The sequence below is a fragment of the Blastococcus sp. DSM 46786 genome, from assembly GCF_900109665.1.
GTDB classification, from domain to species: domain Bacteria; phylum Actinomycetota; class Actinomycetes; order Mycobacteriales; family Geodermatophilaceae; genus Blastococcus; species Blastococcus carthaginiensis.
Genome location: NZ_FOAO01000025.1, coordinates 54,502 through 75,181 on the forward strand (window position 1 = coordinate 54,502; position 20,680 = coordinate 75,181).

The 20,680-nt window shown below is 74.3% G+C and carries 19 protein-coding genes and 1 tRNA gene; 11 read left to right on the top strand and 9 right to left on the bottom strand.

What is annotated here, in order from left to right:
* Positions 1–42 precede the first annotated feature (42 nt).
* The gene (gene aceE / locus BMW62_RS19615; RefSeq protein WP_091934639.1) at positions 43–2,859 is read right to left on the bottom strand and encodes a pyruvate dehydrogenase (acetyl-transferring), homodimeric type; all 2,817 of its coding nucleotides are present in this window, start codon (positions 2,857–2,859) and stop codon (positions 43–45) included.
* A gap of 409 nt (positions 2,860–3,268) precedes the next feature.
* Between aceE and BMW62_RS19620 the strand changes: the two genes are divergently transcribed.
* From BMW62_RS19620 to BMW62_RS19630, 3 genes are all read left to right on the top strand, one after another.
* Positions 3,269–3,688, top strand: a complete 420-nt coding sequence (locus BMW62_RS19620; RefSeq protein ID WP_091934642.1) for a DUF3052 domain-containing protein — start codon at positions 3,269–3,271, stop codon at positions 3,686–3,688.
* A gap of 16 nt (positions 3,689–3,704) precedes the next feature.
* Complete coding sequence (locus tag BMW62_RS19625) at positions 3,705–4,166, top strand: peroxiredoxin (RefSeq protein ID WP_091934645.1); 462 nt, start codon at positions 3,705–3,707, stop codon at positions 4,164–4,166.
* A gap of 88 nt (positions 4,167–4,254) precedes the next feature.
* Positions 4,255–4,326: transfer RNA gene (locus BMW62_RS19630), tRNA-Val, on the top strand.
* A 156-nt stretch (positions 4,327–4,482) separates the two neighbouring features.
* Here the strand turns inward: BMW62_RS19630 and BMW62_RS19635 are convergent.
* Positions 4,483–5,286, bottom strand: coding sequence for an esterase/lipase family protein (locus tag BMW62_RS19635; protein WP_091934648.1), 804 nt, complete (start codon positions 5,284–5,286; stop codon positions 4,483–4,485).
* Positions 5,287–5,497: 211 nt separating this feature from the next.
* On the opposite strand from BMW62_RS19635, the gene BMW62_RS19640 reads away from it, so the two are divergent.
* Positions 5,498–6,409: an alpha/beta fold hydrolase gene (locus BMW62_RS19640; RefSeq protein ID WP_091934651.1), complete on the top strand. Its 912-nt coding sequence runs from the start codon at positions 5,498–5,500 to the stop codon at positions 6,407–6,409.
* On the opposite strand, the gene BMW62_RS19645 is transcribed toward BMW62_RS19640, so the two are convergent.
* The 4 genes from BMW62_RS19645 to BMW62_RS19660 form a co-directional block, all read right to left on the bottom strand.
* On the bottom strand, positions 6,406–7,437 hold the full coding sequence (locus BMW62_RS19645; protein WP_091934654.1) for an NAD-dependent epimerase/dehydratase family protein: 1,032 nt from the start codon (positions 7,435–7,437) through the stop codon (positions 6,406–6,408). The two genes, BMW62_RS19640 and BMW62_RS19645, sit on opposite strands and share 4 nt — an antisense overlap.
* Positions 7,434–8,879 (bottom strand): WS/DGAT/MGAT family O-acyltransferase, encoded by a 1,446-nt coding sequence (locus BMW62_RS19650; RefSeq protein ID WP_244524169.1) that lies wholly within the window; start codon positions 8,877–8,879, stop codon positions 7,434–7,436. The genes BMW62_RS19645 and BMW62_RS19650 overlap by 4 nt, the downstream gene beginning before the upstream one ends.
* Before the next feature lie 126 nt (positions 8,880–9,005).
* Complete coding sequence (locus BMW62_RS19655; RefSeq protein WP_244524168.1) at positions 9,006–9,929, bottom strand: alpha/beta fold hydrolase; 924 nt, start codon at positions 9,927–9,929, stop codon at positions 9,006–9,008.
* 118 nt (positions 9,930–10,047) lie between these two features.
* Positions 10,048–12,012, bottom strand: coding sequence for an FUSC family protein (locus BMW62_RS19660; RefSeq protein WP_091934660.1), 1,965 nt, complete (start codon positions 12,010–12,012; stop codon positions 10,048–10,050).
* A gap of 60 nt (positions 12,013–12,072) precedes the next feature.
* On the opposite strand from BMW62_RS19660, the gene BMW62_RS19665 reads away from it, so the two are divergent.
* Positions 12,073–12,894, top strand: coding sequence for a Nif3-like dinuclear metal center hexameric protein (locus BMW62_RS19665; protein ID WP_091934663.1), 822 nt, complete (start codon positions 12,073–12,075; stop codon positions 12,892–12,894).
* Positions 12,895–12,904: 10 nt separating this feature from the next.
* Here the strand turns inward: BMW62_RS19665 and BMW62_RS19670 are convergent, their stop codons facing one another.
* Positions 12,905–13,642, bottom strand: a complete 738-nt coding sequence (locus BMW62_RS19670; protein ID WP_139206321.1) for a pyridoxamine 5'-phosphate oxidase family protein — start codon at positions 13,640–13,642, stop codon at positions 12,905–12,907.
* Between the two features lie 105 nt (positions 13,643–13,747).
* On the opposite strand from BMW62_RS19670, the gene BMW62_RS19675 reads away from it, so the two are divergent.
* The 4 genes from BMW62_RS19675 to BMW62_RS19690 are packed head-to-tail and all read left to right on the top strand — an operon-like array spanning position 13,748 to position 17,815.
* Positions 13,748–15,547 (top strand): carbon starvation CstA family protein, encoded by a 1,800-nt coding sequence (locus BMW62_RS19675; RefSeq protein ID WP_091934668.1) that lies wholly within the window; start codon positions 13,748–13,750, stop codon positions 15,545–15,547.
* Positions 15,544–15,948, top strand: a complete 405-nt coding sequence (locus tag BMW62_RS19680; RefSeq protein ID WP_091934671.1) for a hypothetical protein — start codon at positions 15,544–15,546, stop codon at positions 15,946–15,948. The genes BMW62_RS19675 and BMW62_RS19680 overlap by 4 nt, the downstream gene beginning before the upstream one ends.
* A gap of 35 nt (positions 15,949–15,983) precedes the next feature.
* A complete protein-coding gene (locus BMW62_RS19685) occupies positions 15,984–16,724 on the top strand; it encodes a zinc ribbon domain-containing protein (RefSeq protein ID WP_091934674.1) in 741 nt (246 codons plus the stop codon).
* A complete protein-coding gene (locus BMW62_RS19690) occupies positions 16,721–17,815 on the top strand; it encodes a bifunctional RNase H/acid phosphatase (RefSeq protein ID WP_091934676.1) in 1,095 nt (364 codons plus the stop codon). The genes BMW62_RS19685 and BMW62_RS19690 overlap by 4 nt, the downstream gene beginning before the upstream one ends.
* 24 nt (positions 17,816–17,839) lie before the next feature.
* Here the strand turns inward: BMW62_RS19690 and BMW62_RS19695 are convergent, their stop codons facing one another.
* Positions 17,840–18,595: a sulfite exporter TauE/SafE family protein gene (locus BMW62_RS19695; RefSeq protein WP_091934679.1), complete on the bottom strand. Its 756-nt coding sequence runs from the start codon at positions 18,593–18,595 to the stop codon at positions 17,840–17,842.
* A 24-nt stretch (positions 18,596–18,619) separates the two neighbouring features.
* Here BMW62_RS19695 and BMW62_RS19700 point away from each other — a divergent pair, with 24 nt between their 5' ends.
* Positions 18,620–18,979 carry a DoxX family protein gene (locus tag BMW62_RS19700; protein WP_091934681.1) on the top strand — a complete coding sequence of 120 codons (360 nt, stop codon included), beginning with the start codon at positions 18,620–18,622 and terminating at the stop codon, positions 18,977–18,979.
* Positions 18,980–18,999: 20 nt separating this feature from the next.
* Complete coding sequence (locus BMW62_RS19705) at positions 19,000–19,719, top strand: PIG-L deacetylase family protein (protein WP_091934684.1); 720 nt, start codon at positions 19,000–19,002, stop codon at positions 19,717–19,719.
* A gap of 61 nt (positions 19,720–19,780) precedes the next feature.
* On the opposite strand, the gene BMW62_RS22805 is transcribed toward BMW62_RS19705, so the two are convergent.
* Positions 19,781–20,680, bottom strand: a 900-nt coding sequence (locus BMW62_RS22805) for an HNH endonuclease signature motif containing protein (RefSeq protein WP_170852474.1), incomplete at its 5' end; no start/stop codon positions are given.

The window sequence follows — 20,680 nt, forward strand, 5'->3', positions numbered from 1 at the left end:
CACCGCGAGCGTGCGAGCGGTGGGGGGCGAGGGGGTCCTTTCTCAGGTGGCCGGGCTGGGGTCCGACCGCTCGTCGGCCGGCGCGGCCTGCACGTCCCGGATCCGGTACTTCTCCACGGCCTCGCGCACCTTCGCCCGGTCGACCTGCCCCTCGTCGGCCAGCGAGGCCAGCGTGCGCACCACGATCGACTCGGCGTCGACGTGGAAGTGCCGCCGCAGCGCCGGGCGGGTGTCGGAGAGACCGAACCCGTCGGTGCCGAGCGTCGCCATGCCACCGGGCACGTACGGCGCGATCAGGTCGGGCACCGCCCGCATCCAGTCCGACACCGCGACGACCGGGCCCACCGTCTCCTGCAGCCGCGCGGTGACGTACGGCGTGCGCGGCTCCTCCTCCGGGTGCAGGAGGTTGTGCTCCTGGCACTCGTCGGCCTGCCGGCGCAGCTCGTTCCAGGAGGTGACCGACCAGACGTCGGCGCTCACCCCCCAGTCCTGCGCCAGCAGCTCCTGCGCCCGCAGCGCCCACGGCACGGCGACGCCGGAGGCGAGCACCTGCGCCTTGACCTCGCCCGCCGCGCCGTCGTCGGCCCGCGGACCCTCCGCGTAGCGGTACATGCCCGCCAGCAGGCCCTGGACGTCGAGGTCCTCGGGCTCGGCCGGCTGGTTGAACGGCTCGTTGTAGACCGTCAGGTAGTACATGACGTCGGGGGAGCGGGAGCCGCCCAGCGGCGCCCCCGGGTCCTCGCCGTACATGCGGGCCAGCGCGTCGCGGGTGATGTGCGCGACCTCGTAGGAGAACGCCGGGTCGTAGCAGACGACGGCGGGATTGGTCTGCGCCAGCAGCAGCGAGTGGCCGTCCTCGTGCTGCAGCCCCTCGCCGTTGAGCGTCGTCCGCCCGGCCGTGGCGCCGAGCAGGAAGCCGCGGGTCATCTGGTCGGCGGCGGCCCAGATCGAGTCGCCGGTGCGCTGGAAGCCGAACATCGAGTAGAAGATGTAGATCGGGATCATCGGCTCGCCGTGCGTCGCGTACGAGGAGCCGACGGCGGTGAACGACGCCGTCGAACCCGCCTCGTTGATGCCCTCGTGCAGGATCTGCCCCTGCTCGGACTCCTTGTAGGCCAGCATGAGCTCGCGGTCGACCGAGGTGTAGCGCTGGCCGGCCGGGTTGTAGATCTTCTGCGACGGGAAGAGGGAGTCCATCCCGAAGGTGCGGGCCTCGTCGGGGATGATCGGCACGAAGCGCGGGCCGAGCTCCTTGTCCTTGAGCAGCTCCTTGAGCAGGCGGACGAACGCCATCGTCGTCGCCACCTCCTGCTTGCCCGAGCCGCGGCGAAGGACGTCGAGGGCCTTGTCGTCGGGCGCCTTGAGCGTCTTGAACTCCGACCGGCGGCGCGGTACCGCCCCGCCGAGGGCCCGGCGCCGCTCGAGCATGTACTGCATCTCGTCGGAGTCGGGGTCGGGCTTGTAGTAGGGCGGCAGGGTCTTGTCCAGCGCCGAGTCGGGGATGTCGAGGTAGAGCCGGTCGCGGAAAGCGGCGAGGTCCTCAGCGGTCAGCTTCTTCATCTGGTGCGTGGAGTTGCGGCCCTCGAAGTGGCTGCCGAGGGTCCAGCCCTTGATCGTCTTGGCCAGGATGACCGTCGGCTGGCCCTTGTGCTCGACCGCGGCCTTGTAGGCGGCGTAGACCTTGCGGTAGTCGTGGCCGCCGCGGGCGAGGTCCCAGACCTCCTTGTCGCTCATCCCCTCGACGAGCTTGCGGGTGCGCGGGTCGCGGCCGAAGAAGTGCTCGCGGACGAAGGCGCCGTCCTCGGCCTTGTAGGTCTGGTAGTCGCCGTCGGGCGTCTCGTTCATCAGGTTGACCAGCGCGCCGTCGCGGTCGGCGGCCAGCAGCTTGTCCCAGCCGCGACCCCAGATCACCTTGATGACGTTCCAGCCGGCGCCGCGGAAGAAGGACTCCAGCTCCTGGATCACCTTGCCGTTGCCGCGCACCGGGCCGTCGAGCCGCTGCAGGTTGCAGTTGACGACGAAGGTGAGGTTGTCCAGCTCCTCGCGGGCGGCCAGGCCGATGGCGCCGAGCGACTCGGGCTCGTCCATCTCGCCGTCGCCGAGGAAGGCCCACACGTGCTGGTCGGAGGTGTCCTTGACGCCGCGCGCGTGCAGGTAGCGGTTGAACCGCGCCTGGTAGATCGCGTTGAGCGGGCCGAGCCCCATCGAGACGGTGGGGAACTCCCAGAAGTCGGGCATCAGCCGCGGGTGCGGGTAGGACGACAACCCGCCGCCGGGGTGGCTGACCTCCTGGCGGAAGCCGTCGAGCTGGTCCTCGGTCAGCCGGCCCTCGAGGAACGCGCGGGCGTAGATGCCGGGGGAGGCATGCCCCTGGAACCAGATCTGGTCGCCGCCGCCGGGGTGGTCCTTGCCGCGGAAGAAGTGGTTGAAGCCGACCTCGTACAGCGAGGCCGACGACGCGTAGGAGGAGATGTGCCCGCCGACGCCGATGCCCGGCCGCTGCGCGCGGTGGACCATGATCGCGGCGTTCCACCGGATGTAGGCGCGGATCCGGCGCTCGGCGTCCTCGTCGCCGGGGAACCAGGGCTCGCGCTCCGGCGGGATGGTGTTGATGTAGTCGGTGCTGCGCAGGGCGGGCACGCCCACCTGCTGCTCACGGCTGCGCTGCAGCATCCGGAGCATCAGGTAGCGGGCCCGTCCGCGGCCGGCGTGGTCGACGACGGCGTCGAGGGACTCCAGCCACTCCTGCGTCTCGTCGGGGTCGGTGTCGACCAGCTGGCTGGGGAGCCCGTCGGTGATGACCGCGCGGGCCTGTCCTGCGCGGGCGGGGTCGCCGTCCGGCTGCTGCGGTGCGCTCATGCGCCCATCGTCTCCCGACGACGTCGTCCTCGTCACGTCCCGGCGCGATCTGCCGGCGAAGTCGTGTCGCGAGGACACGCCCCACCCGCGCACCGGTGCGCTCGGTGCGCGCAGGCTTGCGCCCCGCCCGCTATGCCCTACGCTTCCGCCTGCGGTGCCTCGACGAGACGGGCACCGTCCGGATGCCCGGCCACGAGGGTCGGGCGACGGGCGCTCGACGACCGCGAGAGGGGTGACATGACCGGGGTGCGGGTGGTTCTCCCGCTGGTCGTGTCGATCGCCGCCGCGTGTCCGTCCTCCGCCCGCTCGGTCCGCCCGTGACGCGCTCCCGCGCGGTCGCCGGCCCGGCCGGGCACCGTCCACCCCACACCAGGCGAGCAGCAGGCCGACCCATGGAGGAGCAGCAGGGATGAGCGTCGACAGCACCGGCATGGCGGCCCGGTTGGGCATCAAGCCGGGCATGGTCGTGCAGGAACTCGGCTGGAGCGAGGACGCCGACGAGGACCTGCGTGACTCGATCGTCGAGGCCTCCGGCAGCGAGATGGTGGACGAGGACACCGACGAGGTGGCCGACGTCGTCGTCCTCTGGTGGCGGGAGGACGACGGCGATCTCTTCGACGCCCTCACCGACGCGCTGACCTCGCTGGCCGACGAGGGCGTCGTCTGGCTGCTGGTGCCGAAGTCGGGCCGGCCCGGGCACGTCGAGCCGGGCGACGTCACCGAGGTCGCCCCCACGGCCGGGCTCTCGCAGACCAGCAGCATCTCCGCGGCGAAGGACTGGTCGGGCATCCGGCTGGTCACCCCGAAGGCGGCCCGCAGCCGCCGCTGAGGCAGCATGTGGCGCCATGAGCCTCTCCGCCGGTGACCGCGCCCCCGAGTTCCGCCTGCCCGACCAGGACAAGCAGGTCGTGTCCCTGGCGGATCTGCGCGGCACCCCCGTGCTGCTGGTCTTCTACCCCTTCGCCTTCTCCGGCATCTGCACCGGCGAGCTGTGCCAGCTGCGCGACGAGCTGACGAACTACACCGACGCAGGCGTGACGGTGCTGGCCATCAGCACCGACCCGGTCTTCAGCCTCAAGGCGTTCAAGGCGCAGGAGAACCTCGACTTCACCCTGCTCTCGGACTTCTGGCCGCACGGTGCCGTGGCCCAGGCCTACGGCGTGTTCAACGAGAAGGCGGGCATGGCCCTGCGCGGCACCTTCCTGGTCGACGCCGACGGTGCGATCGCCTTCGCCGAGGTCAACGGCCCCGGCGATGCGCGCGAGCAGGCCGGCTGGAAGGACGCCGTCGCCGCGCTCGCGGCCTGAGGACGGGCGCCCGGGTGGCCCCGTTGCAGGGACCCGCCGCGAGCGTGCGAGCGGTGGGGGGCAGCGGGGTCCTTAAGCTGGGCGCGCGGGGCGTGTAGCTCAGCGGTAGAGCTCTCGGCTTACAACCGAGCGGTCGCAGGTTCGAACCCTGTCGCGCCCACCCTTCCCCCGGTCGACGCACGGGCGCTGTTCCGGCGGCACGTCGACAGCCCGGATGACCGCAGTGATGCGAATGAACGCGCGTTCGGCGGCTCGGACAACCGCAGTGATGCGTGTGAGCGCGCGATCGGGCGAGGTGTGGCAGCCGCTGTGCGGCTCAGGCGGCGGCGACGTCCACCGGGCCCGGCGCCGCCGGCTCGGCCGGCTTCGGGAAGGCCGGGCGCAGGAACGCCGGTGCCTTGAACGGGGCCCACTCGCCCTCGGGCTGCGCCAGCCGGTCGGCGATCGCCCACAGCGCCGCCGGGTGGTGGCCGATGCCGAGGTGGCTCGCGGTGACCGCGATGTTCTCGCAGCGCTCGCCGGGCGTGTTCAGGCAGGTCTGCCAGTGCACGATGCCGTCGTAGTGCGAGTAGATCGACGTCGCCGGCACCGGGAGCGGGCAGCCCTCGGCCTCCAGCGGGAACTGGCGCTGCTCCACGTGCAGGTGCGCGTAGCGGTCGAACGCCTTGGAGGCCCGCGTCTGGGTGTGCCGCTCGATGCGGAACGGGCTGCCGAGGGTGATCACCTGGCGCACCGCGTCGGGGCACTGGCGGGCGAGGTCGCGGGCGAAGATCCCGCCCAGGCTCCAGCCGATCACCGTGACCTCGCGGCGGTAGCGGTTGTGCAGGTAATCGAGCTTGTCGCGCAGGCCGTTCACGCAGATGGCAGTCGGCCCGATGTTGCGGCCCAGCCCCCAGCCGTGCACCCGGTAGCCGAGCCGGCGGAGCGTCGCCCGCAGCACCCGCGTCGAGGTGTCGTCGGCCAGCAGGCCGGGGAGGACCAGCACCGGGTGCCCGTCACCCTTCGGCAGCCGCTGGGCGAGCGGACGGGCCGCCAGGTAGAGGCCGTAGTCCGCGAACGCCCGCGTGGGCTCGCTCAGGTAGAGCGGGAGCGCCGGACCGTCACCCTGCTGTCGTGCCACGTCGTCCTCCTGGCTGCCGTCCGTTCGTGGAAGGGCCCTACCAAGATGCGGCCTGGCTCACACCTGCTGGCCCTGAACGCGCGGGCACATGTTGCCGAACTGTGTCCTGGGTCATAGCGGTCGCTCGTGTTCCGACGCGGCCGGCGGGCAGGGGCGGTGCTGCGGCCGTCGGCACCTCGTGCCACCGTACGGACGACGACAGGGAGGCAGGATGCACGAGCACGGGACGCCCGGGCGGAGCCGCACGGTGGACCTCGGGGGGCCGGTGCACTACCTGGACTTCGGCGGTCCGGAGGACGGACCGCCGGTGGTGCTCGTGCACGGGCTGGGCGGCTCGCACCTGAACTGGGACCTCGTTGCGCCGGCGTTGCGGGAGCACGGCCGCGTGCTGGCGCTGGACCTGCCCGGGTTCGGTCGCAGCGAGCCGGGTGGGCGCACGGCCAGCGTGCCGGCCAACGTCGCCGTGCTGCACCGCTTCCTCACCGAGGTGGTGGGGGAGCCGGCGGTGCTCGTGGGGAACTCGATGGGCGGCATGATCTCGATCCTCGAGACGGGTGAGCACCCCGAGGCGGTGCGCGGCCTGGTGCTCCTCGACCCCGCCGTCCCCGGATCGCGGCGCGCGCTCGACCCCCGGGTCGCCGTCATGTTCGCGCTCTACGCGATCCCCTTCGTCGGGGAGCGCTTCCTGTGGTGGCGGCGGCAGCGCACGTCCGCCCTGGCGCGGGTGCGCGAGATGCTGGAGCTCGTCGGCGTCGACCCCGAGGGCGTGCCCGCCGACGTCATCGACCGGTCGGTGTCGCTGCTGGAGGAGCGGCGCGACGTCCAGGGCATGGACCGGGCGTTCCTCGCCGCGGCCCGCTCCCTGCTGCGCGTGCTCGCCGATCCGCGCCGCTACCGGGCCGCGATGGCGTCCATCGACGTCCCGGTGCTGCTGGTCCACGGCGACCGCGACCGGCTGGTGCCGGTCGGGGCAGCTCGCGACATCGCCCGCCGCCACCCCACCTGGCGCTACGCGGAGTGGTCCGGGGTCGGGCACGTGCCGCAGCTGCAGGAGCCCGAGCGACTGGTCACCGAGGTCCGCGACTGGATGCGGGACGCGCAGCTCACCGGTTCCCGGGCCTAGCTGCCCCCGCCGGGGCGGAGCGTGTCGCGCAGCGCCTCCAGTCCGGTGTAGCGCGGTCGCCAGCCGAGCTCCTCGCGGGCGCGCGTGGTGTCCATGATCGCCGGCCGGCCGGCCGCCTCGATCCACTCCGCCGCGGGCGGCAGGAATGGCAGGCGGGAGAAGGCGCGGGCGGCGGCCTGCGCCGGGGCGGCCGGTAGCGGGATCGCGAGCGCCCCGAACTCCCGCGCGACGTCGGCGGCGGTGAGGACGCCCTCGCCGGCGATGTTGTAGGCCCCGGGCGGGCCGGCCCCGAGCACGCACAGCAGCAGCGCCTGCCCGACGTCGTCCTGGTGCACGAACTGCAGCGGGTGCTGCGGCACCAGCAGCGGCACGGGGACCGGCAGCCGCCGCGGCCGGCCGAAGAGCCGGCGCCCGACCGGGGCGAGCGGGCCGGGCAGCACGTCCTTGCCGCCGACGGCGTGCGGGCCGAGCACGACCGGTGGGCGGAGCAGGTACAGGTCCAGCTCCGGCGCGGCCGCCGACTCCTCGTCGAGCAAGTGCTCGAGCTCGGCCTTCTCCTGCGCGTAGAACAGCCGCGACGCGGGGCGCACCGGCCACTCCTCGGAGATCAGCTCCGGGTTGTCCTGGTGGAAGCCGTAGGCGGCGACCGAGGAGGCGTAGACGAAGCGCCGGGCGCCGACCGCGGCCGCCGCGCGGACGACGTTCACCGTGCCGTCGACGTTGATCGCCCGGGTCGTCGCCCGGGAGGCGTTGCCGGTGATGAGGAAGGCCAGGTGGACGACGACGTCGGCCCCCGCGAAGGCCTCGCGCAGCGCCTCCGGATCGCGCACGTCGCCCTGGCGGTAGGTCATCTTCGTCCACCCCCGGGCGGCCGGGTCGAACGGCCGGCGGGCCATGCCGATGACCGTCCCGACGCGGTCGTCCTCCTGCAGCAGCGGCACCAGGCCTTCGCCGAAGGTGCCGGTCGGCCCGGTGACGGCCACCGTGAGCCCGCGCGGGCGGCCCCCGCGCTTCTTGGCGGGGCTCACCGAGCGGCTGCCCGCGTCGGCGTCCCGCCGGTGGGCCGGTCCTCACCGGGCGTGCCCTCGGCCGCCCGGGCCAGCTCGAGGAGCTCCTCGATGCCGCGCCGGATCCCGCCGGAGAGGACGTCGACGTCGGGGAAGGCGTCGAAGTCGGCGTTGATGCCGAACGTCATCGTGTCCAGGTAGCTGAAGATCCCGATCGAGCAGCGGATGCCGCCGGCGATCGGCACGTAGGCGTGCGCCGACCGCATCCGCTTGCCCAGCACGTACAGCGGGACCCGCGGGCCCGGCACGTTCGTGGTCACGGCCTGGCACCACATCTGGCCGGCCTGCATGCCCGCCCGGACGCCGAGGGAGAGCATGCTGGGAGCCACGTAGTCGCCCATCGCGATGATCGACGGCACGTCGACGGCCTGCATCGCCCGCTTGTACTCGTCCATCTGGCCGCGGATGCTCCGCAGCCGTGACGCGGGGTCGGGGTCGCCGACGGGCAGGTCGACGAAGACGGCCGAGACCTGGTTGTCCAGGGAGCCGCGCCGGCTCGCCGAGCGGACCGACACCGGCACCATCGTGCGCACCACGAGCTTGTCCGAGGACAACTCGCCGCGGCCCTGGAGGAGGTCGCGGAACGCCTTGGTGATCGCGGTGAGGATGACGTCGTTCACCGTGCCGCCCAGCGCCGTGCGCACCTCCTTGAACTCTGCGAGGCTGCCCTGCGTCCACGCCCAGCGCCGGTGCGGGCCGATGTGCCCGTTCAGCGAACGGGCGGTGGGGGTGATGGCCTGCTTGGCCAGCGAGGGCACCGTGCGGGCCAGCGTGCGGCTCGTCTCGGTCAGCCCCTTCACGTTGCGGACGGCGGCGCCGACGCCCGGCAGGCCGGTGAGGGTGCGCAGCGGGGCGGTCGCCGCCTCCGTGATCGCCCCGGCCATCAGCGCGGCCGACGACGGATCGCGCCGCGGCGTCCACTCACGCGGCTCGGCGTGGGTGGCGTCGGGGTCCAGGTCGAACATCAGCTGCATGAGGTCGGTGCCGGCGACGCCGTCGACCATGCAGTGGTGGACCTTGGAGATCAGCGCCCACCGCCCGTCGGCCAGGCCCTCCACCAGCCACAGCTCCCAGAGCGGCTTGGCCATGTCCAGGCGCTGCCCGAGCACCCGGCCGGCCAGGTTGCGCAGCTGCTCGTCACCGCCGGGCGAGGGCACCGCGGTGTGCCGCACGTGGTACAGGATCTGGAAGTGGGGGTCGTCGACCCACATCGGGCGCCCGAGCTGCAGCGGCACCTCCCGCACGCGCTGCCGGTACCGCGGGACGAGCGGCAGCTTGCTCAGCAGCAGGCGGACGACGTCGCCGTAGGTCGGGGCCGGGCCGTCGAACACCGCCACCGATCCCACGTGCATGGGGGTGTTCTCGCTCTCGGCGAAGTAGAACCCGCTGTCGAGGGCACTCATGCGGTCCACGTCTCACTCCTCGGCCGTCGTCCCGGATGCTGGCCGCCGACGTTAGGTGTGGCGCTCGGTGCACGCACATCGGGCTGTGGCGGCGGCCACATCCTCCGTGCCCCGCCCCCCGCTGCGTCAACCGGCCCTGCGCCCCTCGACCTGCACCCGGTCCAGCAGCCCGGCGAACGCGCGGTTCACCACCTCCGTCCGCGTGAGGTTGACGCTGTGCCCGGCGCCCGGGACGACGACCAGCTCGGCGCCCGGGCCCACCGCCTCGGCGATCCGCCGGCCGTGCGCCTCGGGGGTCAGCCGGTCGTGGGTCGCCGCGACGACGGTGACCGGCACCCGGCGGAGGACCTCCAGCGCCGCGGTCTCGTCGTGGTCGAGGAAGGTCGCGTAGAAGGCCATCGTCACCGGCAGCGGGGTCTCCTCCAGCAGCTGCTGCACCATCCGCACGGAGCGCCGGTCGGCGTCGTCCCGCCCGAACAGCAGCCGCCGGATGGCCTGCCGGCCGAGGAAGGTGCCCCGCCGGCGCCGCCGCTCCAGCGCCGGGGCCAGCCGCTGCAGCAGCCAGAGGTAGAGCCGGAGCAGCCGCAGCCGGCGCAGCACCCTCACGAGGAAACCGGTGAGCCCGCCGGCCACCAGCCCGCCGGCGGAGGTGGCCAGCAGGAACGCGCCCACGACGCGGGTGCCGAACAGCTCCGGTCGCTGCCGCGCCAGCGCCAGGATGCTCATCCCGCCCATCGAGTGCCCGGCGAGCACGACCGGTCCGGCCGGGGCGACGGCGTCGAGCACCTGGCCGAGGTCGTGGCCGGTGCGGTCGATCGTGGCCCGGGTGAGCGGTGTCCAGCCGGAGCGGCCGTGCCCGCGCTGGTCCCACAGGACGAGCCGGGCGCGGTCCCGCAGGGCGGCCCGCTGGGGCTCCCACTCCGCCAGCCGAGCGGTGAACCCGTGGGAGAGGACGACGGTGAGCGGGGCGTCGGTGCCTCCACCCGCCCCACCGCCCCCGGCCACCCCGTCGAACTCCACGTGCAGGTCGACGCCGTCGTCGGTGGTCACCGTCCGGGAACCCGGTGGGGACGGTCCGTCGAGCGGGGGCAGGGTCACGGGCGGGGGGTCTCCGGGCACGGCGCCATCCCAGGGCCCCGGGGTCGAAGGCGCAACCGGGAGGTGCGGTTCAGCGCACGCCGCGGCGGCCGGGGGCGGCCTCCCGCACCAGGCGGCGGGCGGCGTCGACCTCGCGGGCCACCGGGGCCAGCACCCCCTCGGCGTGCAGCTCGGCGTCGTCGGGCACGGCGGGGGCGCGGACGTCGTCCTCGAGCCCGCGGATCGCCCGCCGCAGCACGGCGACCTGGGCGAGATCGGGGGCCGGTTCCCCGCCGCGGCTGGCGATGACGGCCTCGGTGACGGCGTCGGAGGTGCGCTCCAGCTGTACGATCACCGGCCACCAGGCGGCCGCCCGCGTGCTGATCGGCGGCGGCTCGGCCAGGCGCCGCTGCAGCTGGGTCTGCAGCTCGGTCAGCGCGCGGTAGCTGCGCCGGCGGGCGCGGCGGCGCTCCGTCGGGCTGCCGGTGAAGGCGGCGGCCACGAACGCGTCCAGGGCGCGGGCGGCCTCGCCCAGCGCCTCGTCCAGCGGGGCCCGCCAGGTCTGCGGCCACAGCAGGTAGCCGAACACCAGCACGATCGCGCAGCCGATGAGCGTGTCCAGCAGCCGGGCGCCGACGAGCCCCGGGTCGCTCGGCAGCGCGAGGTCCAGCAGCAGGATGATCAGCGGCGTCTGGAACACCGAGAAGAGCCCGAAGTTCGCGTTGCGCGCCCACGGCAGCACCGCGGCCGAGCAGGCCAGGGCCACCAGCACCCAGCCGTCGCGGGGGAGCGCCGCGAGCAGCGCCGAGCCGATCAGGACGCCCAGCAGGGTCCCGGCCCCGCGCTGCACCGCCCGGGTGAACACCGACCCGAAGTCGGGCTTCAGCACGATCGCGACGGTGAGCAGCACCCAGTACGGGCGCTCGATGGGCAGGTACTGGCGGGCGATCTCGGCCACGGTCATGCACAGCGCGAGGCGGACGGCGAAGGACCGGGCGTCGGCGCTGGCGAGGGTGCGGTCACCCAGGTCGTGGAGGCGGGTGCGCAGATCCGGCCGCGGCACCGCCGCGGCCGCGCCGGCCCGCTCCTCCGGGTCGCCGACCACGTTCCACACCAGCCGCACGCCGTGGCGGACGGCTCGCACCGCCGGGTGCCCCTCGGCCAGCGGCGCCGGCCGCTGGTCGGTGAGCTGCCCGCTGCCGGAGACGGCCGCCGCGAGGGAGTGCACGGCGACGACGTCCTGCGGGTCGGCGGGCGCCCCTGCGCGTGCGGCGGCGACGGCGCCCTCCACGAGCGGGGCCGCGGCGTTGAGGACGCCGGCCAGCTCGGAGAGCTCGCGGCTGCGCCCGGCCGACCGGCTGCGGCTGCGGATGACCCGGTCGTACGCCGCGTTGAGCGCGGCCGTGAGCGCCCGCCGGGCCTCGGGGGCCGCGTCGCTGCCCACCGCCGTCAGCAGCTCGCCGATGCGGGTGAAGACCACGGCGACGGCCGACCGGTCGGGGTCCAGCGGCTCGATGCCCGCCTGCACCAGCGTGGTCACCGTGGCCCACGCCGCCCCGCAGAGGAAGAAGCCGACCTCGGCGGCGGCCGGCAGCGGTGTCACCAGCCCCGAGGCGAGGGCGGTGTAGACGAGCAGCTGGAGCGCTCCCAGGGAGAGCGTGGCGCTCACCGCGCTGATCAGCGCGGCGACCGCCGACAGCGCGGCGATGACGGCCACCGGCCCCCAGCCGCCGCCGCTCGCGTACTGGCCCACCAGCAGGCCGAGCGTGCCGAACAGCGTGGCGGCGAGGATGCGGCGCAGCCGCTCGCGGAGCGGGCCGGGCTGGGGTGCGAGGCTCGCCGCGAGCGCGCCGATCGTGGCGAAGACGCCGGCGCCGAGCGCGCTGCCCGGCTCCAGCCCGCCGCCCACCGCGACGGCGAGCGCCAGGGGCGCGGGGATGGAGACGGCGAACCGCGCGACGTCGCGCCACGGGACCGGCGGGGGAGTGGTGCGCACCAGCTCCTCCAGCCAGGCCGGTGCCCGCAGCGACCGCTCCCGACGCCGCTGCTCTCCCACGGCGGAAGCTTGGCATTCCGGCGGACCGGTCGCGTGCAGCCCCGCCTACGCTGACCAGCCGTGACCGTGCAGCTCGGGAAGGTCCTCGCCGCCCTCGACGCCCGCTACGACCCCGCGCTCGCCGAGAGCTGGGACGCGGTCGGCCTCGTCTGCGGTGACCCGGCGGAGCCGGTGCGCTCGGTGCTGTTGGCGGTGGACCCGACGACGGCGGTCGTCGACGAGGTGGTCGCGACCGGTGCGCAGCTGCTGGTCACGCACCACCCGCTCTTCCTGACGCCGGTACACGGCGTGCCCGCCGACGACCCGCGGGGCCGGCTGGTGCACCGGCTGGTCCGGGCCGGCGCCGCGCTGTTCGTCGCGCACACCAACGCCGACCGGGCCCCGGGGTGGGGGGTGAACGACGCACTGGCCGGGGCGCTCGGGCTCCAGGACGCCGTGCCGCTGGAGCCCTCGCCCGCAGACCCCCGTGCGGGGCTCGGCCGGGTCGGCCGGCTGGCGGAGCCGATGACGCTGCGCGCCTTCGCCGCGCACGCGGCGGCGGCTCTCCCGGCCACGGCCGGCGGTGTGCGAGCGGCCGGCGACCCCGAGCGGACGATCAGCACCGTCGCCGTCTGCGGCGGCAGCGGCGGCTCGCTGCTGGGTGCGGCCGCCGCGGCCGGGGCCGACGTGCTGCTCACCAGCGACCTGAAGCACCACCCCGTGTCCGACGCGCGGGAGGTGCCCGGACCGGCGCTGTGCGACGTGGCGCACTGGGCGTCGGAGTGGCCCTGGCTGCCGGTGGCCGCGGACCGGCTGCGCCGGGACCTCGACGGTGCGGTGGAGGTCGCCGTCTCGACCCGGCGCACCGACCCGTGGAGCCTCCGGGCGGACGCGCCGAGGTAGCCGGGACGGCCTATCCGTGGCCGGCGGCCCGCAGCGTCTGGATGCAGGCCCGTTCGAGGCCCCGCTGGCGGCGCATCCGGGCGAACAGCCCCGGCACCGGCTCCAGCTCGCGGGTGGCGGCCGGCCGGACCCCGCTCAGCCGACCGTCGGCGTACCGGCCGGTGGTGGTGTGCACCGTCCAGCGTTCGACGTCGGGCACCGACAGCTCCTGGCCGATCAGCACGGCCGGACCGGAGGCACCTGCAGGACCGTCGGCCACCGGGAGGGGATCGGCGGCCCAGTCGGGGACTCGGACGGTACCGACGTGCAGCCCGCCGTCGTCGACGCCGAGCACGACGTCCGCCGGGTCGTCGCGGCGCCCGCCCGGGACGACGTCGGCGGGCTCGAGCACGAGCACCAGCCGCGGGAGGTACCACCAGTGCTCGCGGCGCAGCATGGGGGAGTCCGCCAGGGCCCGCGCCGGTGGGTGCTTGCGGAGCTCCTGGGTGAGCAGCTCCTCGGTGAAGAGGTCGCCGTCGCCGTCCTCGACGAGGGTCAGGCGGCCGGTCGCCACCAGCGGGGTCCAGCGGGAACCGGTCAGCCGCGGATCGGAGAGGACCAGTGCCGCGGTGTCGCTCGCAGCCGCGGCGCGGGCCGTGCCGACGTGCGCCCACGGCAGTGCGACCGTCGGCTTCCCGCCCAGGAGGAGGGGGACGACCCCGATGGCGCCCGGAGGTCCGTCCGGCGTGCGCCACAACAATTCGGCCACGCCTGCCGAGTGGACTGCGGCCGCAACACTTGTGGGGTCCATCACCTGGTTGTCTACTCCCCTCGGACGGCGGCAACCGAGCCGCCCTCGGACTCGGGAGTCGCCGTGCCTGCGATCGTCGTGGCCGTCGTGGTCGGGGTGCTGTTCTTCCTCGGCTACCGGTACTACTCCAGCTATCTGGCCAGGAGCGTCTACGCGCTGGATCCGGCGTTCGTCACGCCGGCGCACGAGTTCAACGACGGCAACGACTTCGTGCCGACCAACAAGCACGTGCTGTTCGGCCACCACTTCACCTCGGTGGCCGGTGCCGCGCCGATCGTCGGCCCGGCCATCGCGGTCTTCTGGGGCTGGGGGCCTGCGCTGCTGTGGATCGTGCTCGGCACCATCTTCGCCGCCGGGGTGCACGACTTCGGGGCGCTGGCGGTCTCCGTGCGGCACAAGGCCAAGAGCATCGGCACGTTGGCCGGCGACGTGATCAACGGCCGCGCACGCATGCTCTTCATGATCATCATCTTCTTCCTGCTCACCCTGGTGAACGCGGTCTTCGCCGTCGTCATCGGCAACCTGTTCGTGGGCAACCCCGCGGCGGTCATCCCGATCGTGGTGGAGATCCCGATGGCCATGGCGATCGGGCAGTACATCTACAAGACCCGCTCGTCGGCGCTGATCCCGTCGATCGTCGGCGTGATCATCCTGTACGCGCTCATCCTCGTCGGCCAGGCGTTCCCGATCTCGCTCGACGGTCTGGCCGAGGCGCTGGGTGTCGAGCAGACCCGCAACGTCTGGGTCGTCCTGCTGTTCATCTACACCTGGGCGGCCTCGCGCATCCCGGTCTGGATGCTGCTGCAGCCGCGCGACTACATCAACAGCCACCAGCTGTTCATCGCCCTCGGCGTCATCGCGCTCGGCGTGATCGTCGGCATGAACACCATCCAGGCGCCGGTGATCAACGACGTGCCGGAGGGGTCGCCGAACTTCTTCCCGTTCCTGTTCATCACCGTGGCCTGCGGCGCGGTCTCCGGGTTCCACTCGCTGGTGTCGTCGGGCACCACGTCCAAGCAGCTGGACAAGGAGACCGACGCCCGCTACGTCGGCTACATGGGCGCGGTGGGCGAGGGCTCGCTGGCCACCGGCGCGGTGCTCGCGGCCACCGCCGGCGTCGCGGCATCCGAGGTGGAGTGGAACGCGTTGTACGCAGACTTCGCGACCGCGTCGGGTGGCGCGGCCGGCAACTTCGTCAACGGCGTGGCGCAGTTCGCCAACAACCTGGCCATCCCGCTGGACCTGGCCACCACGTTCGCCGCCGTCGTCGTCATCAGCTTCGCGGCCACGACGATGGACACCGGCGTCCGGCTGCAGCGCTACCTGGTGCAGGAGATCGGCGAGCAGCTCAACATCCGCGTGCTCGCCCGCAACCTCACCGTGGCGACGACCATCGCCGTCCTCATCCCGCTCGCCATGGCGCTGATCCCGGGTGAAGGCGAGGCCGGCTACACGTTCGGCGTCCTGTGGCAGCTGTTCGGGACGACGAACCAGCTCACCGCCGGGCTGGCGCTCTCGGTGATCGCGGTGTGGGTGACCCGCCGGGGCCGCAACCCGCTCGCCGCGATCATCCCGCTGGTGTTCCTGCTGGTGATGACGACCTGGGCGTTGATCCTGAACCTCCGGAACTTCATCGAAGCCGAGCAGTGGGTGCTCGCGCCGCTGGATGCGCTGATCTTCGTCCTGGCGATCTGGCTCATCGTGGAAGCGGCGCTGGCCCTGATGAAGGCCCGGCGGGAACGCCCCGCGGTGCCGGTCGACGGAACGGGCACCGGTCGGGAGTCCGTCGTCGCCCGGGCCAACCCCGACGAGGCGACCTCCGACGTCCCGCTGGGTGGGGCCGACGGGGACGACCGCCGGTGACCTCGCGGGTCGTCCTCGTCCGCGGCCCGCGCGACGTCGCTGCCTCCGGCGGGTGCTGCAGCGGCGACGTGAAGCCGTTCGACGAGGGCGGCTCGCACCGTCACGCACCGAGAGACGAGAGCGATGACGGCGTCGCCCCGGTGTACCGCGCCCTGCGCGCGGCGCTGCCGGGCGACGTCGCCGTCGAGATCGTCTCGCCGTCGAACTGGCTGTGGCTGGTGCCGGAGCTGGTGCGGGGCGGCCGCCGGCGGGGCCTGCGCGGCCCGGCGCTCCGGCAGTCCGTGCGCGCCGGGATGGCGGTCGAGTCGCTGATCGTCGACGGCGTGGTGCTCGCCTCCGGCGGCCTGCCCGATCCCGACACCGCCGTCGCCGCGGTGGAGGCCCAGCTGGCGCTGCGGTGACCGGGCCGCGGTCGGGCCACGGGTAGGTTGGCGGGGTGAAGGTCGACCACTTCGAACAGCAGAAGCTCCTGGAGCTCGCGGCGGAGGACGTCGCCCTGACCCAGCTCGCCCACCGGCGGCGGACGCTGCCGGAGGCCGTGGCCGTCGAGGCCGCCGCGGAGACCGAGCGGTCGCTCGCCGACGACGTCGTCCGGGCCGAGACCGAAGTCCGCGACCTGCAGCGGGAGGTGTCCCGGCTGGAGGCCGACGTCGAGACGGTCCGGCAGCGCGCGACCCGCGACCAGCAGCGCCTGGACGCCGGCGGGATCACCGCGCGGGAGACGACGAGCCTGCAGCTGGAGCTGGAGTCGCTGGCCCGGCGCCAGTCGACCCTGGAGGACCAGGAGCTCGAGCTGATGGAGCGCCTGGAGACCGCCGAGGCGACGCTGCGGACGGCGCAGGAGGCGCGCGAGCAGGCGCGCGGCGACCTGGAGCGGGCCGAGCAGCTGCGCGACGACGCCCTCGCCGACATCGCCGACGGCACCACCCGGCACGAGAGCGCGCGCGCCGCCGTCGCCGGGGGGCTCTCCGCGCCGCTGCTGGCGCTGTACGACCGGGTGCGCACCCAGACCGGCACGACCGGTGCGGCGATGCTCCGCTCCCGGCAGTGCCAGGGCTGCCGCATCGAGCTCAACGGCCGGGAGCTGGCGGCGGTCCGCAACGCCGACCCGCACGAGGTGGTCCGGTGCGAGAACTGCGGGCGGATCCTCGTCCGCACCGCCGAGTCCGGGCTGTGAGCCGCCGGTTCGTCGTGGAGGCCGACGGTGGCTCCCGGGGCAACCCGGGGCCGGCCGGCTACGGCGCGCTCGTGCGCGACGCGGACACCGGCCGGGTGCTGGCCGAGCGCGCCGCGTCGGTCGGGCGCGCCACCAACAACGTCGCCGAGTACGGCGGGCTGGTCGCCGGGCTGCAGGCGGCGCTGGACCTCGACGCCGCCGCCGAGGTCGAGGTGCGCATGGACTCCAAGCTCGTCGTCGAGCAGATGTCGGGGCGCTGGAAGATCAAGCACCCCGACATGCAGCAGCTGGCGCTGCAGGCCCGCGCGATCGCCCGGAAGCTGGGCGCCGTCCGCTACACCTGGGTGCCGCGCGCGCAGAACGGCGCCGCCGACGCGCTGGCCAACAGCGCGATGGACGGCAGGCCGGTCCACCGCGACGCCGCCGCCGAGCCCAGCGTGGCCGAGGACGACGTCCAGCCCACCGCCGAACCGGCGCCGGTGGTCACCACCGTGACGCACCTGCTCCGGCACGGGCAGACCGAGCACACCCCCGAGCGCCGGTTCAGCGGCCGCAACGAGCTGCCGCTGTCGCGGATCGGCCGCGCCGAGGCCGAGGCGGCCGGGGAGCGGGCCGCCGAGCTCGGCATCGAGGTGGTCGTCGCCTCGCCGCTGCGCCGCACCCGGGAGACCGCCGAGATCGTGGCCGCGCGCCTGGGCCTGCCCGTGGAGTTCGACGACGACCTGGTCGAGCTGGACTTCGGCGACCTCGAGGGGCTCACCTCCGACGAGGCGCGGGCCCGGCACCCCCTGGCGGTGCGCCGCTTCATGGCCGACGTCACCGTGACCGCCCCCGGCGGGGAGTCGATCGCCGACGTGGGCCGCCGGGTGGCCGGGACGCGGCAGCGGATCCTCACCCGGCACGCCGGCCGGACGGTCCTGGTGGTCAGCCACGTCACACCGATCAAGCTGCTGCTCGCCGCGGGGCTGGGCGTCGGCGACGACGTCGTCCACCGGGTGTTCCTGGAGGCGGCCTCGCTGTGCACGGTGGCCTGGTCTTCCGACGGGCGCTCGTCGGTGCGGCTGCTGAACGACACCGTCCACCTGCGCTGACATCCGCCGGGGCAGGGCAGCCCGTCAGGCGCGCAGGTAGAGGTAGACCGCCACCGCGACACCGAGGGTGACGATGACGACCCGCAGCGGTGTCGGCGGGATGCGGGTGGCGATCCGCGCGCCGAGGAACCCACCCACCAGGCCGGCCGGTGCGGCGACGGCCACCGCCGCCCAGTGCACGTCCCCGAAGATCCCGAAGACGACGAGGGTGACGGTCGCGGTCACCGCGGAGATGGCGGACTTGAGCGCGTTGGCCAGCTTGAGCCGGCCCAGGCCCAGGCCCAGGACGCCGACGAGGATGACGCCGAGCGCCCCGCCGAAGTAGCCGCCGTAGACGGTGGCCAGGAACAGCGCGACGAACAGCCACCAGGGGTCCTGGGACGGGGGCTCCTCCCCGTGCCGCCCGAGCCGCCGGGTGAGCAGCGGCTGCACCGCCAGGAGGAGGCTGGCCAGCAGGACGAGGACGGGCACGACCAGCTCGAAGGCCGCCGGGGGCAGCACCAGCAGCAGGATGCTGCCCACCGTGCCGCCGAGCACGGCGACCAGCGAGAACCGGAGCAGCCGGCGGCGCTGACCGCGGTACTCCGGGCGGAACCCCGCCACGCCGCCGAGGTAGCCCGGCCACTGGGCGACGGAGTTCGTCACGTTCGCCTCGACGGTGCCCAGCCCGAGCGCCACCAGCGTGGGGAAGAGGATCAGCGACCCGCCACCGGCGATGGAGTTGATGCCACCGGCGAGGAGGGCCACCCCGGCCACCAGGAGCAGGTCGAGGGCGCCCACGGCGGATCACCCTACGGTGGGTGCATGCGGAAGCCGGCGAGCGCGACGTGGCTGGGAGCCCTGCTGGGTGGGTCGGGAGCGCTGCACCTGGTGCGCCCGCGCACCTACGAGTGGCTGGTGCCGCCGGAGCTCGGGCCGGCGCGCCCCTGGGTGCTCGCCAGCGGGGTGGCCGAGATCGGCACCGCGGCCCTGCTCGCCGCACCGCGCACCCGTCGGGCCGGCGGCTGGTCGGCCGCGGCCCTGCTGCTGGCGTTCGTGCCCGCGCACCTGCACCACCTCCGGCTCGGGCGCGGCAGGCCACCGGTGCTCGCTGCGGCCGCGGTACGGCTGCCCCTGCAGGTGCCCATGGTGGCCGCGGCGCTCCGGGTGGGCCGCGGCGGCTGACTGCGGGGCAGACTCGGCGCATGCCGCCCACCCGGATGCCCGACGACTGGCAGCGCGCCCTCGTCGTCGCCGCTCACCCCGACGACATCGAGTACGGCCTGGCCGCCGCCGTCGCCACCTGGACGGCGGCGGGCAAGGAGGTGCACTACCTGCTGGCGACCCGGGGCGAGGCCGGGATGGCCGGCGTCCCCCCGGCGGAGGCGGGGCCGCTGCGCGAGGAGGAGGAGCGGCGGTCGGCAGCGGTCGTCGGCGTCACCGAGGTGGAGTTCCTCGACCACCGGGACGGCGTCCTCGTCGCCGGGCCGGAGCTGCGCCGCGACCTCGCCGCCGCGATCCGCCGGCACCGGCCCGAGCTCGTCGTCACCGGCTACTTCGGGCCCACCTGGACCCCGCCGGGTGTGTCGCCGGCCTACCTCAACTCCGCCGACCACCAGGCCCTCGGGCAGTCGGTGCTCGACGCGGTCGCCGACGCGGGCAACGAGTGGATCTTCCCGGAGCTGACCGAGGAGCGGTGGCCGGGCGTGCAGTACATCGCGGTGAGCGAGCTGACCGATCCGCCGCACGAGGTCGACGTCGGCGACCAGGTCGAGACGGCGGTCGCCTCGCTGGCCGAGCACCGGCGGTACCTGGAGCTCCTCTCGGACGACCCGGTCGACGTGCAGGCGCGGCAGATCGTGGACATGTCGACGCTGACCGAGGACGGGCGGCGGCGCGTGGGGTTCCGGCTCTACTGGGGGTAGGCATCGCCCGCAGGCTCGCAGACCCGCAGACCTTGGGCACGTGGCCGGCTGACCGGAGCGGTCAGAACGGTGGTGGGTCGTCGTCCAGGTCGAGTGCCCGGTCCGGGTCCGGGTTCGGGTCCTGGTCCGGGTCCGGGTCCGGTGGTGGTTGCGGTGGTGCGGTGAGGACGCGGTAGCCCGGTGGTCGGGTGGTGCGGGTGACGCCGGTGGGGGTGATGACGGTGAGCACCCCGTCGTCGCTCATCGTGTGCTGCCAGCCGGGGGCGAAGGTCTTGAGCCGGTGGTGGCGGCGGCACAGGCAGCACAGGTTCTCGCAGGCGGTCTGGCCGCCGTCGGCGTGGGCGATGACGTGGTCCAGGTCGGCCCAGCCGGCGGGCACGGTGCAGCCGGGGTGGCGGCAGGTGCGGTCGCGCAGGCGGAGGAACTGCTGCTGGCCGGCCGAGGGGCGGTAGCCATCCACCGGGTCGGGGACGCCCAGCAGCGGGCAGCCGCACGACGAGTCCGGATGCTCGGGGTCATCGGGGTGGTGGGGGCAGCCGGCGGCCGCCAGCCGTTCCATTTCTCGGCGGCTGGTGACCGCCTGCAGCTTCCCGGTGGCGTCGGTGATCGCGATGCGCAGGCTGCCCGCCGGTGGCGCCTGCAGGTTGCAGGCGTCGAGTTGGGCGAGCAGTTCGCGCAGGTGGGCGGCGGTGATCGGCTCCCCGTCGACCTCCCCGATCGGCTCGGCAACCCCCGGTCGGGTGCCGGGTGGGGTGTCGGGTGGGGTGCCGGGTGGGGTGAAGGCGGCCGGTCGTGGGGCGCCGGCGGCGAGGAACCCGGCGGGGGTCAGCGCGGTCAGCGGGGCCACCACGGTCAGCTGCGCGGTCACCGCCGGCCGCTCCTGCCAGGGCCGCAGGATCAGGTCGGCGGCGGCGCCGGCGCGCAGCATGCCGATCGGCCGGTCATCGCCGGCCTCCTTCGC